This is a genomic window from Flavobacterium sp. PLA-DH12 (genome assembly GCF_059511845.1).
Genome location: NZ_JCAMPD010000003.1, coordinates 115,855 through 129,729, shown reverse-complemented (window position 1 = coordinate 129,729; position 13,875 = coordinate 115,855). Strand labels below are relative to the sequence as shown.

12 protein-coding genes are annotated in these 13,875 nt (G+C 33.1%); 8 read left to right on the top strand and 4 right to left on the bottom strand.

The genetic code is table 11. The features are described from left to right. Positions 1-271: 271 nt before the first annotated feature. Positions 272-1,150 (bottom strand): AraC family transcriptional regulator, encoded by an 879-nt coding sequence (locus AC5ZCW_RS06920; RefSeq protein ID WP_177212433.1) that lies wholly within the window; start codon positions 1,148-1,150, stop codon positions 272-274. Between the two features lie 305 nt (positions 1,151-1,455). On the opposite strand from AC5ZCW_RS06920, the gene AC5ZCW_RS06915 reads away from it, so the two are divergent. The 6 genes from AC5ZCW_RS06915 to AC5ZCW_RS06890 all read left to right on the top strand — a co-directional run bounded on the left by AC5ZCW_RS06915 (position 1,456) and on the right by AC5ZCW_RS06890 (position 9,978). Further along, positions 1,456-2,592 (top strand): glycoside hydrolase family 26 protein, encoded by a 1,137-nt coding sequence (locus tag AC5ZCW_RS06915; RefSeq protein WP_496118730.1) that lies wholly within the window; start codon positions 1,456-1,458, stop codon positions 2,590-2,592. A gap of 37 nt (positions 2,593-2,629) precedes the next feature. Further along, complete coding sequence (locus AC5ZCW_RS06910; protein WP_496118728.1) at positions 2,630-4,021, top strand: MFS transporter; 1,392 nt, start codon at positions 2,630-2,632, stop codon at positions 4,019-4,021. A gap of 24 nt (positions 4,022-4,045) precedes the next feature. Next, positions 4,046-5,236, top strand: coding sequence for a glycoside hydrolase family 130 protein (locus AC5ZCW_RS06905; protein ID WP_496118726.1), 1,191 nt, complete (start codon positions 4,046-4,048; stop codon positions 5,234-5,236). Between the two features lie 7 nt (positions 5,237-5,243). Further along, a complete protein-coding gene (locus AC5ZCW_RS06900) occupies positions 5,244-6,434 on the top strand; it encodes an AGE family epimerase/isomerase (protein WP_496118724.1) in 1,191 nt (396 codons plus the stop codon). A 132-nt stretch (positions 6,435-6,566) separates the two neighbouring features. Then, a complete protein-coding gene (locus tag AC5ZCW_RS06895; RefSeq protein WP_496118722.1) occupies positions 6,567-7,853 on the top strand; it encodes a glycoside hydrolase 5 family protein in 1,287 nt (428 codons plus the stop codon). A 145-nt stretch (positions 7,854-7,998) separates the two neighbouring features. Then, positions 7,999-9,978: a retaining alpha-galactosidase gene (locus AC5ZCW_RS06890; RefSeq protein ID WP_496118720.1), complete on the top strand. Its 1,980-nt coding sequence runs from the start codon at positions 7,999-8,001 to the stop codon at positions 9,976-9,978. 31 nt (positions 9,979-10,009) lie between these two features. On the opposite strand, the gene AC5ZCW_RS06885 is transcribed toward AC5ZCW_RS06890, so the two are convergent. Together AC5ZCW_RS06885 and mgrA are read right to left on the bottom strand one after the other, a co-directional pair. Then, positions 10,010-11,395: a hypothetical protein gene (locus AC5ZCW_RS06885; protein WP_496118718.1), complete on the bottom strand. Its 1,386-nt coding sequence runs from the start codon at positions 11,393-11,395 to the stop codon at positions 10,010-10,012. Between the two features lie 25 nt (positions 11,396-11,420). Further along, a complete protein-coding gene (gene mgrA / locus AC5ZCW_RS06880) occupies positions 11,421-12,377 on the bottom strand; it encodes an L-glyceraldehyde 3-phosphate reductase (RefSeq protein ID WP_496118716.1) in 957 nt (318 codons plus the stop codon). Positions 12,378-12,549: 172 nt separating this feature from the next. Here mgrA and AC5ZCW_RS06875 point away from each other — a divergent pair, with 172 nt between their 5' ends. Further along, a complete protein-coding gene (locus AC5ZCW_RS06875) occupies positions 12,550-12,780 on the top strand; it encodes a DUF433 domain-containing protein (protein ID WP_343541284.1) in 231 nt (76 codons plus the stop codon). Further along, positions 12,780-13,115: a DUF5615 family PIN-like protein gene (locus AC5ZCW_RS06870; protein ID WP_343541282.1), complete on the top strand. Its 336-nt coding sequence runs from the start codon at positions 12,780-12,782 to the stop codon at positions 13,113-13,115. Before AC5ZCW_RS06875 ends, AC5ZCW_RS06870 begins: the two co-directional genes overlap by 1 nt. 93 nt (positions 13,116-13,208) lie before the next feature. Here the strand turns inward: AC5ZCW_RS06870 and AC5ZCW_RS06865 are convergent, their stop codons facing one another. Further along, complete coding sequence (locus tag AC5ZCW_RS06865; protein ID WP_343541281.1) at positions 13,209-13,775, bottom strand: HdeD family acid-resistance protein; 567 nt, start codon at positions 13,773-13,775, stop codon at positions 13,209-13,211. Positions 13,776-13,875 lie beyond the last annotated feature (100 nt).

The following is a 13,875-nucleotide window of genomic DNA, read 5'->3' as shown; positions in this document are numbered from 1 at the left end:
TAAAGTAAATGCCAGGGAAAAGTTACTCTTAAATTATTTAACAAATCTATAACAGAGACCATTATCAAATCAATAGTATTATATCATTTAATGATAATATTTTTACTATAATCGATTAAAAAAACACATATCAAAATAAATATGGGTAAAAATTGAATTATTCGCAAAGACAAACCCCTAAAACAACTCAACCATGAATAAAAACTAATGAAATCTATAAAATCAAACGATTTCGTTAAAAATAATATTTATAAGTGATAAAAAAGTATCACTACAAAATACGCTTCAAACCAGAAAATTCTTCGCGATACTGACTTGGAGTGCAATTTTTAGTCGCTTTAAAACTGCGGTTAAAATTGGCTATATTATTAAAACCAGATTTAAAAGCAACCTCAGAAACACTCATATCTTTCTCAACCAACCAACGTGCTGCATAACCAATTCGAATGTCATTTATGTAATTGACGAAAGTTTTTCCTGTACGTTTTTTTATAAATCGGTTAAAAGAAATGATTGACATGCTCGCCACATTTGCCACGTCTTCTAAAGTGATTTTCTCAGCAAAATGTTTCTGCACATACTCATAAACTAATTTCATTTTATCATAATCATCAAACGTATCATAATCGACGGTATAAGTCGAAAGCAGACGCTGATTTCTAGAATTGGCAAGATCATACAATAAAGACGTTATTTCAAGAAAATAATCCATCCCGTCCAGTTTTGAAAGCCTCACAAGCCTTGGTGTCAGCTCTTCGGCAGTTTTTTTTGAAAACAGAATGCCATGAATCGATCGGTTAAACATGTCCCGAATCGGATTCATAATACGTCTTGCAAGTAAAGATTCATGAAATAAATCGTTGTGAAACTGAATCGTAATTTCGTGTATTTTTTTATTTGTGCATTTATTCAATTCCCAGCCGTGATATAAATTCGGACCAATCAAAACCAATTCGACATTATCAATTTCTTCAATATTATCACCCACAACTCGCTTAACACCTTTTCCGTTCAGGATAAAATTAATTTCAAATTCCGGATGATAGTGCACCGGAAAATCAAAACTATCTTTTACACGATCAAAAACCAAAAAGCTGTCACCCGCAGCAAGCGGTGCAATTTCTCTATAAAAATTTTTCGTAGTACCCATCTTAAAACTATTTTCAGGAAAGTAATGTGTATATTTTTGACTGCAATAATATGATATATAATTGATAAAATAATATTAATTACACTATTATCATCCGTTTATCTTTGAAAAAATTAATTATCATTTCTTTAAAAAGAATATTAATAATAAACATTAATCATTTTTAATCAAATATCTTTTTATAGTTTTAATAATTTTAAAGAGTAATCGCTAAAGAATTTTCGAGTAATATAAACAGTAGATTTTCAAATCATAAATCATTGTATATTTATCGTTTAGCGCCATTAACAACCAATAATCCGACAATGAAAAAACATTTTATTATGCTCCTAACTGCTGTTTTGATAAGCACTTCGTGTGAATCTCAAAAAAACAACAGTAATACAATTTTGTCACTTTCAGATAAAAAAGCCACTTCAGAGACGCAATCACTTTATAAAAACCTAAATACATTATCGAAAAAAGGTTTTCTGTTTGGACATCAAGACGATTTGGCTTATGGTGTAAAATGGAAATATGAAGAAGGACGAAGCGACATAAAAGATGTCGTTGGCGATTATCCAGCTATTTATGGATGGGATATTGCAGGTTTAGAAAACGACAAACCTAATAATATTGACGGCGTTCCTTTTGCTAAAATGAAACAATATATTATTGATGCCAATGCCAGAGGCGGAATTTCTACCATAAGCTGGCATTTTGATAATCCTGCAACTGGAAAAAATGCTTGGGATAACGTTCCTAATTCTTTAAAAACAATTTTGCCTGGTGCCGAAAATCATAAAAAATTTACTTCTTGGCTAGATAAAGCTTCGGCTTTCTTTTTGTCTTTAAAAGATAAAAACGGAAAGAGCATTCCGATACTTTTTAGACCTTTTCATGAGCTTACTGGCGGATGGTTTTGGTGGGGAAAAGGAAATTGCACTCCAGAGGAATTTAAAACGGCTTGGAAATTTACAGTTGATTATTTGCAGAAAAAAGGTGTTCACAACCTGATTTATGTATACAATACTGGTAGCTTTGGCAGCGAAGCAGACTTTTTAGCCAATTATCCTGGAGATGATTATGCCGATATTTTAAGTTTTGATACTTATCAAAACAATGATGACCCGAATGGTGAAAAATTTATAAGTGAAGTTCAAAAACAATTTAAGATTTTAAATGAAATTTCTATTCAAAAAAATAAACCAATGGCACTTGCCGAAGCTGGTTATGAAGCCATTCCAGATCCAAAATGGTGGACAGGAACTTTACTAAAAGCAATTGGAGATTATAAAATTTCTTATGTCTTGATGTGGAGAAATCACGGCTGGCAAGAAAAAGAACAAAAAATGCATTATTATGCACCATTTTCCGGACAAGTAAGCGAAAAAGATTTTGTTGATTTTTACAATCTCGATCAGACTATCTTTGAAAAAGACATTCAGAAAAAATTAAAATAATTGCCCCAAAATAAATTAAAACCTTAAAAAATAACCAATGCACGACAAAATTAGTTTAAAAGAAAAAATCGGTTACGGACTTGGAGACGCTGCTTCATCTATGTTCTGGAAAATTTTCAGTATGTATTTACTGTTTTTCTACACCGACGTTTTCGGATTGGCGCCTGCTGTAGTCGGAACCATGTTTTTAATTACCCGTATCTGGGATTCTTGTTTTGACCCAATTGTTGGAATTCTGGCTGACAGAACCAAAAGCAAATGGGGAAAATTTAGACCATACTTGCTTTGGGTAGCGATACCTTTTGCCGTAATTGGGGTTTTAACTTTTTACACTCCTGATTTTGACGAAAAAGGAAAAATCATTTATGCATACGTAACTTATTCATTAATGATGATGATTTATTCTTTGATCAACGTTCCTTACGCATCACTTTTGGGCGTAATGTCATCTGATAGAAAAGAAAGAAATACACTTTCGTCTTATCGAATGGTTTTTGCTTTTGGAGGAAGTTTATTGGCACTTTGGCTAATTGAACCTTTGGTGAATTATTTTGGAGGAAATTTAAATTCTAAAACTGGCTGGCTGGCAACAATTGCCGTTTTCGGTTTAATTACCACCGCATTTTTCTGGGCTTGTTTTGCCTTTACAAAAGAAAGAATCAAACCTATTGCAGACGAACAAAACAACTTAAAAGAAGATTTAAAAGATCTTTGGAAAAATAAACCTTGGTGGATTTTATTGGGAGCAGGAATTGGAGCTTTGGTATTCAATTCAATTCGTGATGGCGCTGCGGTTTATTACTTCAAATATTATGTAAGCAGTGCTGTAAATTTCGATTTTTCACTTTTCGGAACCGATTTTCATATGACACCAACTTCTATTTACCTGGTTCTAGGACAAGCAGCAAATATTATCGGAGTTATCATTGCAACTCCAATTGCCAATAAAATAGGTAAAAAGAAAACCTTTTTTGGAGCAATGGCTTTGGCAGCAATTTTAAGTCTTGTTTTCTATTTATTCGGAAAAGAAGATGTTTTCTTAATCATGAGTTTCCAAATTTTAATTAGTATTTGCGCGGGCTGTATTTTCCCATTAATCTGGTCAATGTATGCCGACAGCGCTGACTATTCAGAATGGAAACAAGGACGCAGAGCAACAGGATTGGTATTTTCAGCATCCTCAATGTCGCAAAAATTTGGATGGACAATTGGCGGCGCAGGAGCTGGATGGCTTTTAGGTTATTTTGGTTTTCAGGCCAATGTCGAGCAAACTGCAACAGCTCAAAACGGAATTCAATTAATGTTAAGCATACTGCCTGCAATAGCCGCCGCAATCTCAGTCGCTTTTATAGCATTTTACCCTTTATCAGAAGAAAAATTACAGATTATAGAACAAGATTTAAACGAAAAGAGAGAGCAAAATCAATAAAATAAAGACATAGAAATCAATTATATGGCAACAATAACATCTTCAGTCCATTTTCAAGAAAGAAAATCGGCATTAGAAAAAGAACATAAAACGCTGATTGAGCAAAAAAATGAACCGCAAAAAATTGCAGGAAACGGTATTTACGAACGCTATAAAAACCCTGTTGTTACTGCTGCTCATGTTCCTTTAAACTGGCGTTTTGATTTTAACGAAAACACAAATCCGTTTTTACAGGAAAGAATTGGCGTAAATGCCGCTTTCAACGCTGGAGCAATGAAATGGAATGGCAAATATTTACTTGCTGTTCGTGTAGAAGGAATTGACAGAAAATCGTTTTTTGCTATCGCCGAAAGTCCAAACGGAATAGATAATTTCAAATTTTGGGATAAACCTTGCGTGATTCCGCAAACAGAAGAACCTGACACCAACGTATACGACATGCGTCTGATCAATCACGAAGACGGTTACGTGTATGGAATTTTCTGTACCGAAAGAAAAGATCCAAAAGCTCCAAAAGGCGATACAAGTTCGGCTGTTGCCAATGCTGGAATTGTTCGTTCTAAAGATTTAGTAAACTGGGAAAGACTTCCTGATTTAATTTCGAATACTGGACAGCAGCGAAATGTAGTGTTGCATCCTGAATTTGTAGATGGAAAATATGCTTTATACACACGTCCGCAAGATGGTTTTATTGATGTTGGTTCAGGCGGCGGAATTGGTTTAGGTTATGTTGAAGACATGAAAAATCCAGTCGTAAAAGACGAAAAAATTATTTTTGGAAAACAATATCATACCATTTATGAATTGAAAAATGGTTTGGGTCCAGCTCCAATTAAAACCTCAAAAGGTTGGTTGCATTTGGCCCATGGAGTTCGTAATACGGCTGCAGGATTACGCTACACTCTGTACATGTTCATGACGGATTTGAATGATATTTCGAAAGTAACACATGTTCCTGCAGGACATTTTATGGGACCTGAAGGAATTGAAAGAGTTGGCGATGTTTCGAATGTTTTGTTTTCTAACGGATGGATTGAAGGCGAAAACGGAACAGTTTACATATATTATGCTTCGTCTGATACAAGAATGCATGTGGCAGTTTCTACAGTTGATAAATTGGTTGATTATGTGATTAATACGCCCGCAGATACTTTTATTTCTGCAGGTTCAGTTCAAACGATTATTAATCAAATCGAAAAAAATAACGCAATCTAAAAATACCGTGTCATTACAAATAAAGCTTTTAAAATCGGAACTAACTGCAGAACTGGATTCCATTCTAAATTATTGGTCGCAACGAACTATTGATGAGAAAAATGGTGGTTTTGTTGGTCAAATCGATTTTAACGATCATCTGATTGCCCATGCCGAAAAAGGTTCGGTTTTAAACGCCCGAATTCTTTGGACATTCTCTGCCAGCTATAAAACCACAAAAAACAAAAACCACAAAAAACTGGCAGAAAGGGCATTTGAGTTTCTTGCAGCTTACTTTTATGACACCCAATTTGGAGGTCTTTTTTGGAGTATTAATGAGGATAAAACTCCAAAAGACACCAAAAACCAGATTTATGCTTTAGCCTTTGCGATTTATGGATTGTCTGAATATTATTCGATTTCAAAAGAAGAAAAAGCTTTAGAAATTGCTAAGAAACTGTATCTAAAAATTGAGGAACACAGCTACGATCCTATAAACAAAGGATATTTTGAAGCTTTCACAAGAGATTGGCAGCCAATTGAAGATTTGCGATTGAGTGCAAAAGATGCCAATGAAAAGAAAACCATGAATACACATCTTCACATTATTGAAGGTTATGTGAATTTATATAAAGTTTGGAAGGATGAAAAACTGCTTGCTACTATCATCGAATTATTAGAAACCATCGAAAAATATTTTATCAATACCGAAACGGGACATTTGCATTTGTTTTTTGATGAAAATTGGAAAGAAAAACCAGATGTTATTTCATACGGGCATGATATTGAAGCAGCTTGGCTTTTACAGCAATGCGCCGAAATTTCAGAAAATGAAACTTTGATTGCCAATTATCAAAAACATGCCGTTCAAATTGCAGAGGCAACCAAAGAAGGTTTAGATGCTGATGGCGGTTTATGGTACGAATTTGATCCTAAAAAAAATGAGTTAATTGCCGAAAAGCATTGGTGGCCACAGGCTGAGGCCTTAATTGGTTTTTATAATGCTTATCAATTAACAGGAAAAGAGGAATATCTGGATAGTGTTTACAGAAACTGGAAATTTATAAAAAAACACATGATCGACCGACAAAACGGAGAATGGTATTGGGGAGTTTATGACGATTATAGTATAATGAAAAAAGACAAAGCTGGATTCTGGAAATGCCCCTATCATAATGGCCGTGCTTGCCTAGAACTTATTCATCGAATTGAGAATTAAGGTTTCAAATAAAAATCAAAACGTCTTACAGAACGTAAAGCCCTAGCCCCGATAGAAGCGGCATCCTTTTATGGTGGGGTTCACCATAAAAGATATAGCGTATAGCGGGATTAGCTCCTTAAAATATAAATTATGAAAAACAGATTCTTTAAAACCCTTTCATTGGCCTTAATTTTTACTGCAATTGCTTGTCAGGCGCAGGAAAGAATAACCGTAAAAGGAAATGAATTTTACAAAGGTGATAAACCGTACGCTTATATTGGTACCAATTATTGGTATGGAAGTATGTTGGCTTCTAAAAAAATAGGCGATCGTAAAAGACTTTTGCGCGAATTGGATTTAATGAAGAAAAACGGAATCGATAATTTACGGGTTTTAGTTGGTGCTGATGGCGGAAAATATGATTTTACAGTTCGTCCAGCACTGCAATATGAACAAGGAAAATATGATGAAGATTTATTGGATGGATTGGATTTTCTGATTAACGAAATGAGCAAACGCGGTATGTACGCCGTTTTATACTTGACCAATAACTGGGAATGGTCGGGCGGAATGTCGCAATATTTGGAATGGAATGGTAAAGGCCCAGTTCCTGTTCCGAATATTTCGCCAAATACTTGGCCACAGTTTATGTCGTATACAGAACAATTTCATAGCTGTGAGCCTTGCATGGAAGCTTTAAACAATCACGTGAAGTTTATTATTGGAAGAACAAATGCCTATTCTAAAAAGAAATATAACGAAGACAACACGATTATGTCTTGGCAAGTTGGAAACGAACCTAGACTTTTTACAGTAGAAAATGAAGCTAAATTCACAAAATGGCTCAATAACATTGTGGATTTGATTGATAGTTTAGACAAAAACCATTTGGTTTCTACAGGTTCTGAAGGAAAAAATAGTTCGAACGACAGCATGGAAATCTTCGAAAGAACACATCAAAATCCGAACATTGATTATTTGACAATGCATATCTGGCCTAAAAACTGGAATTGGTTTAAAGCTGACAATGCCGAAGCGACAATGCCAAAAACTATTGAAAACGCTGGTAAATACATTGACGATCATATAAAAGTGGCAAACAATCTGAAAAGACCCATAATCATTGAAGAATTTGGACTTCCGAGAGAAAATGAAAATCTGAATGCGGGAGCATCTTCTGTTTACAGAAATCAATTTTACAGCTACATTTTTGGAAGAGTCGCTGAAAGCGTTAAAAACAATGGCCCGTTAAGAGCTGCCAATTTCTGGGGTTATGGCGGTGAAGGAAAAGCAATTCACCCAGACGGAAAATGGAATCCCGGAGAGCCTTTTACAACAGATCCTCCACAAGAACCACAAGGTTTAAATTCTGTTTTTAATGGAGATAAGTCGACATTAGAAATTGTAAAAAAATACAATTCAGAATTAAAGAAATAAAAGAATCATTCATCCCTATTTTCTGTAGAGACGCACCGTAGTGCGTCTTATGCGCAACGATTATACGCGTCGTAAACTGGACGTATACGGACTGCGGTGCGCCTCTACAGAATAACAAAATCGAAATTTGATAAAAAAGCACAGCATGAAAAATATATTTATTCTTTTTTGTTTTTTATTTCTGAACATCTCTTTTTCACAAAAGAAACAAGACTTTATTCTGAAATCTCCCGACGGAAAAATCGAAGTTAAAATTGCTGTACATGATAAAATCTCTTGGTCAATTTCTCATGAAAAAGATTTGATTTTGGCTACGTCTGAAATGTCGATGATCTTAGGTCAAAATGAGGTTTTAGGAAAAAATCCAGTTGTTTTAAATTCAAAAAAAGAAAATGTAAATACTTCTTTTGAAACACCTTTTTACAAAAAGAAAACCGTAAAAGATCAATACAACAAACTGATTCTAAATTTTAAAAATGATTTCGCTCTCGAATTTCGTGTTTTTGATGATGGGGCTGCATATCGATTCATCACAAAAAAGAAAAAAGAGATTACGGTTAAAGACGAAGAAGTGGTGCTGAATTTCGACAAGGATTATAATACTTTGATGCCGTATGTACGTGATTTAAGAAATCCGAAAGATCAGTTTATATCTTCGTTTGAATCGCATTATGAAAACAAAAAAATAAGTGAATTTTCTAAAGACACACTGGCTTTTCTTCCATTTCTAATTGATTATAAAAACCATAAAAAAGCCGTTTTCTTAGAAGCTGATCTAGAAGATTATGCGGGACTTTTTGTAACCAATAATAAAAATAAAACTGGCTTTGAATCTCGTTTTTCTAAATACCCTACTCAAGAAACCAACGGCGGATTTAATTATCTCAACAAACTGATTACCGAAAGAGCCGATTATTTGGTAAAAACAAAAGGAACGAGAACTTTTCCGTGGAGAGCGATTGTCATTTGTGAAAATGATGCGGCTTTGGCCAATAATGATATGGTTCAGAAATTAGCAGAACCTTCTAGAATAAAGGATATTTCATGGATAAAACCAGGAAAAGTAGCTTGGGATTGGTGGAACGACTGGAATATTTACAACGTAGATTTTAAAGCTGGAATTAATACGCAGACGTATAAATATTATATTGATTTTGCTTCTAAAAACAAAGTCGAATACGTGGTTTTGGATGAAGGCTGGAGTATCGAAACCGACATTATGAAACACAATCCAAATGTCGATTTGGAAGCTTTAATCGCTTACGCGAAAGAACGAAACGTTGGCATTATTTTGTGGGCTTCGTGGATGGCTTTGCATGAAAATATTGATGGTGTTTTTGACAATTATGCAAAACTAGGCGTAAAAGGCTTTAAAGTAGATTTTATTGACCGCGACGATGCCAAAATGGTAAATTCAGTTTATGATATTGCACAAAAAGCAGCCAATCATAAATTGATAATCGATTTTCACGGAATGTACAAACCAACTGGAATTCAGAGAACATACCCAAATATTTTAAACTTTGAAGGCGTAAAAGGCTTAGAAAACAATAAATGGACACCAAATGATGATGTTCCGTTATACGATACCACAATTCCGTTTATTAGAATGATGGCGGGTCCAATGGATTATACGCCAGGCGCTATGCGAAATGCTACAAAAAGCGAATTCAAGCCAAGTCATTCAACTCCAATGAGTCAAGGAACGAGATGTCACCAATTGGCACTTTACACCATTTTTGAAGCGCCTTTACAAATGATGGCCGACAGTCCGACCGCTTTTATGAAAGAACAAGAAAGTACTGATTTTATCGCTAAAGTTCCTACGACTTTTGATGAAACTGTAGCTCTCGATGGTGAAGTTGGAAAATACGTTTCAATTGCCAGAAGAAAAGGAAATACTTGGTATTTGGGTGCCATAACCAATTGGGATTCCAGAGACATTACAATTGATTTTTCTTTCCTTGAAAAAGGCAAAAAATTCCAAGCTGAAATTTTCTCAGACGGACTAAACGCAGACAAAGCTGCAACCGATTATAAAAGAGAAATTATAATAGTCGATTCAACGACAAAACTAAAATATCATTTAGCGAGTGGCGGCGGATTGGCAATGATTATCAAATAAAAAGAGGAGAACAATATATGTTCTCCTCTTTTTATTTAAGTTGATAATGAAGTGTGAAACGTTTATTATTTATTTCTAAATAAAACTTTGAATAATCAAAATCCCAAATTCTTCCCTGCCACTCATCATTTTTTATTTGTAAAGTATCATTTTCAGAATAACTTTTAAGATTATACAAATCTCGGCCAAGTGTCCTAACTATTCTATTTGTAATAAGTTCCATTTCTTCAAATGAAGAAAAATTAGAATAATTTTCATATTCTTTATAAAAAGCAAAAATAGGATTTTCATTTTCTACTTCAATAATTTGCATTTCATTAAAATAATCAAAATACGAATCATTTAAACGAAAAAAAGTTCGCCCATCAAAAGAAGTTGACTCCGAAAAATTAATATTATTCTTTAAATTTTTCAAACTATCCATAAAATCATCAAATTCTAATTCACCATTACAACCAATTTTATTTAAATTATTAAAAAACTCATTTGCATGCAAGACTTTAGTATTTATATTTAATAAATTGTAAAGTGCTTTTGCTTTAAATAAGAGCTGTTCATCATCTGAAACTAAATACTCACAGTGGGCGGCATAATATGCATGCTGAGCATCATTCTGAAAACTAGAAAAAACTACTTTTTTGTTTTTTTCTTTATCAATCCCTAAAAGATTTAAACATGTATATGCAGTAATAAAAAAATTATATTGATCTCTGTTCTCTGTTTTCTTAAAGCTACTTAGAGCATTTTCAACAAATTCAATAAATGTTGATTTTAGTTTTGTGTTTTCTAATTGTTTATCAAATTCAATATTCTGAATATCTATTTCAAAATTTGAAAAATTCAAACTCTCAATTGTGTAATTTCTTAATTCTCTCCATAATTTTACATCCGTATTTAAATTATCAAACGTATTTACAAGCTTTTCCAAGTATTCGAGAATAGAATTTGTTCCATTTGGAGAAATAATATCTACAGCAGAATCTTTTGTTTGAAAATTTAAGTCTTCCATTCCTAAAGATTTAATTGGAAAAGTAAGGAACATTTTTAATAATTCTTTAGCCTTGTCAATTTCAGGAGTCGAGTTATCTTTTGGAAAAGCATCATCAATAATATCATGAAAATTTATATCCGAAAAATTGAAATTTGTTAGACTTTCAAAAGCTTTTCTAGGAGAAACTATTTGGACATTGACATATTTTCTATCTGGTTGAAGATTTAAAAAATTTTGATCGACTAAATTTTCCATAAAAATTAGATCATCAAACTTTTTATCAGTCTTATCCCTAGATAGATCAGCTAGATGTGCATAAGAATAGTAAAACATAAAATTATTTATGACATCAAAAGTCATCTCTAACAAATCAGGATTCTGTTTTAAGTACCTAAAAACATTACTATCAAGATAAATGCGCTTCATTATTAAGAAAAACCAGATTACTTGTCTAAACCAAAATACTCTCAATTGCATTCAATTCATCATGCGAAAACTCTGTATTCTGTAAACAATCAATATTATTGCACAATTGTTTTACAGAACTTGCTCCAATTAAAACAGATGTAATTCGTTTGTCTTTTTGCAGCCAAGCCAAAGCCATTTGCGCCAAAGACTGATTTCTATTCTGAGCAATATCATTCAATTGTATTAATTTTTGAATTCTTTCCTGCGTTACCTCATCTTCTTTCAAATGCCCATTCGGATTATGCGCTCTTGAGTTTTCAGGAATTCCGTTTAAATATTTATCTGTTAAAAGACCTTGTGCCAAAGGAGAAAATGCAATACAGCCCACTCCTTTTTCTTCTAAAACATCCAATAAACCATTTTCAACCCAACGTTCCAACATTGAATATTTTGCCTGATGAATCAAACATGGTGTTCCTAATTGTTTCAAAACATCAACCGCAACTCTAGTTTGCTCAGCAGAATAATTACTGATTCCAACATACAAAGCTTTTCCGCTTCTAACAGCGTGATCTAAAGCCATCATGGTTTCTTCAATTGGCGTTTCTGGATCTGGGCGGTGTGAGTAAAAAATGTCGACATAATCAATGCTCATTCTTTTCAAACTCTGATCTAAACTTGACAATAGATATTTTCTCGAACCCCAATCTCCATAAGGACCTTTCCACATCGTATAACCTGCTTTAGTAGAAATTACGATTTCATCACGAAGATTTCCCTGAAAATTATGCCATAAGATTTTACCAAAGTTTTCCTCAGCAGAACCTGGAACTGGTCCGTAATTATTCGCCAAATCAAAATGGGTAATTCCTTTATCAAAAGCTTCAATGGCAATACTTTCGGCATTTTCAAAATTATCAACCGAACCGAAGTTGTGCCATAATCCTAAAGAAATTTCAGGAAGCAGCAAACCGCTTTTTCCGCATCTGTTATATTTCATGTTCTTAATTTATAAGTTGGAATTTTAATAGATTTTAAAGGTAAAAAAAACTCCCGCAGATTTAGCAGATTTTGGAGATTAAAAAAATCTACTTGATCTGCTAAATCTGCGGGAGAAAATTAAAAACATCATTCATTTTAATTTTTGTAAATTTGTTTAAATAATAAAAACTATGGAAAATAACTGGCAAAATTTAATTTCGATAAACCAAGATATTAGGTTTGGCAAACCTATAATTAATGGAACCAGAATCTGTGTTTCTGATATTCTCTCATGGTTATCTACAGGAATGTCTTTTGAAGAAATCATTGAAGATTTTCCTGAATTAAAAAAAGAGCACATTCTTGCTGCGTTAAGTTTTGCTGCTAACAGAGAAAATATTACGAAAATAATAGCCGCGTAATGAAGCTACTTCTGGATGCAAATATCTCATGGAGAATAATTAAATTAGTTGAAAATACTTTTTTCAATTGTTTACATGCTAATGATATTCCAGTAAATCAACCAGCAAAAGATATTGAGATTTGGCAATTTGCGAAAGTAAATAATTTAACTATTTTGACTCATGATGATGATTTTGAAAAGTTATTACTTTTAAAAGGAGCCCCTCCAAAAGTTATAATTCTAAAAACTTTCAATAAAAACACTAAACAAATAGCTGAAATTTTGTTCTCAAAAAAGCATATAATCGAATCGTTTATAACTAATACTGAACTAATGATTCTAGAAATTTACTAAGTGCTTATTAATTCATATAAACAATAAATCCGACCAATTTCAAAAAACGGTCGGATTTATTGTTTATATAAAAGCTAAACCAAACTATATTGTTTATTCTAAATCATGAATTCTTTTCAGTTTGAAAGAAAAATAAATATAAAAAATACCACTTGCGATGAAAGCAAAAGCAGTCCAATATACTATTGAAAGTCCAGCAAAAATAGGATTCCATAATAATAAAAAGGAGAACAACACTCCCAAAATCCCTAATCCTAAAAGATTTTTCCAATCTGGAACCGAATAGCTTTTTAAATTAAAAGCCATAAAAATAGCCATTATAGAACGAAACAAAATAGCTAATCCAACATAAAGCGGCAAAAGGGTTACCGAAACTAACGGATTAGCAATTAATACTATTCCAACACCCAAACCTATAATTCCTGATACCAGTGTCCAACCCCAATTGTCTATTTTTTTTCTGTTTGAAAGTGCAAAAATAATTTCAAAAATTCCGCTGACCAGAAACGACACACTAAATAAAAATGCCAATGTTAAATATGCTTTTACAGGTGTGGCAAAAGACCAAAATCCGATGATTACAAAAAGTATTCCCACTAATAACGGAATGTACCAATAATCAATTGCTGCTTTCACTTTTTTAAATAAAGAATGTTCCATAATACTATTTTAAAATCTTGCCTACTCTATAAAGTTTTCAGCTTACCTTTAATTACCAAAAAATATTTTTAATTGGCTGTCTATCAAAGATAAGACAAAA